Origin of the sequence: Croceitalea sp. MTPC6, from assembly GCF_036985525.1 — a bacterium.
GTDB lineage: Bacteria > Bacteroidota > Bacteroidia > Flavobacteriales > Flavobacteriaceae > Croceitalea.
In genome coordinates, this window is the sequence record NZ_BTGR01000021.1 from 1 (window position 1) to 1,302 (window position 1,302).

A 1,302-nucleotide genomic window follows, 5' to 3' on the forward strand; every position below is an offset into this window, starting at 1 on the left:
TCTTAAGTTTGATTCTCTATAAATTGGTGTAATAATCAGAAAGAACAAAAGAGAGAATTAAGGTTAGTATACACGGTGAAGCTATCGACTTCGACAACATTGATAATCCTCTCTCTTTTACTACTCAAACCACGTTCAGTTCTGTGAGACTTTAGATCTCGTTTTCAAGTTGTTGTGATTAAGGTAGTATGCTCTTTCATAAATCAGTTCTTATGAATAAATATAAAGAAACTTATGGAGTTGACATCAGTAAGGATGTCTTTGATGTACATGGAAGCAACAAAGGTTACGGTCAGTATAAAAACGATGAATCTGGTTTTAAAAGATTCCTAAAAGAATTACCTGAAGGTTCATTGGTAGTCATGGAAGCTACAGGTTATTATCATTACAGGCTTGCTCAGTTTCTTTACAAACACAAAGTAACAGTTTCAGTAGTAAATCCTTTATCGATAAAGCGATTTATACAGATGAAGTTGGCTAAGGTAAAAACGGACAAGAGCGATGCAAAGGCCATATGTGAATATGCACTGATTAATGAAGTTCCTATTTACAATGCTTTGACGGATATACAGAGTGAATGTTTACAGTTGTTCAGATTGTTGGACACCTATTTAAAGCAGCGTACGGCCACTAAGAATAAGATACATGGAGAAGCTGTTCTGGGCATACCTTCAAAGTTCGTTTATCGTTCTCTTGTACGTAATAAGAAGCATCTGGACAAAGAGGTTGCTGCTATCGAATTAAAGATTCTATCATTAGTAAAGCAAGACCAACAGGAACAGTTGACCTTGTTGACCTCTATCCCAGGCATAGGACAAAAGACGGCCTTGTTCTTAATAGTGGTCACGGATGGTTTTTCTAAGTTCGAGAATGCCGCACAGCTATGTAGTTATGTTGGTATAACCCCTACGATACGAGAGTCTGGCAGTAGTGTTAAAGGTCGGCCGAGAATAAGCAAAGTGGGTAATAGAAAACTTCGAAACCTACTATTTCTATGTGCATTTAATGCTTGCAAACACAACAAGGCATGTAAAGAGCTATACGAGCGGATTGTAAACAAGGGTAAGAGCAAGAAACTGGCACTTATAGCGGTTTCCAATAAACTACTAAAACAGTCCTTTGCCATTGCAAAATCTGGAAGGCCCTATGATGAAACCTACGTTTCAATATTGCCAAGATAAACAGTAGGTAAACCAAATAAAAAAAGCTCAAAGAATTTAATTTTAGAATCTATGGGCCTAAAAGAGTATTGTCTCAGATTAAGGAAGAATTTATTTGTTTTTTACCTCAGTTCTTTGTTGT

Annotated in this window: 1 protein-coding gene; it reads left to right on the top strand. The window is 36.6% G+C overall.

The features are described 5' to 3' along the window. Positions 1 to 212: 212 nt before the first annotated feature. Positions 213 to 1,181, top strand: coding sequence for an IS110 family transposase (locus tag AACP56_RS17855; protein WP_339334798.1), 969 nt, complete (start codon positions 213 to 215; stop codon positions 1,179 to 1,181). Positions 1,182 to 1,302: the final 121 nt, after the last annotated feature.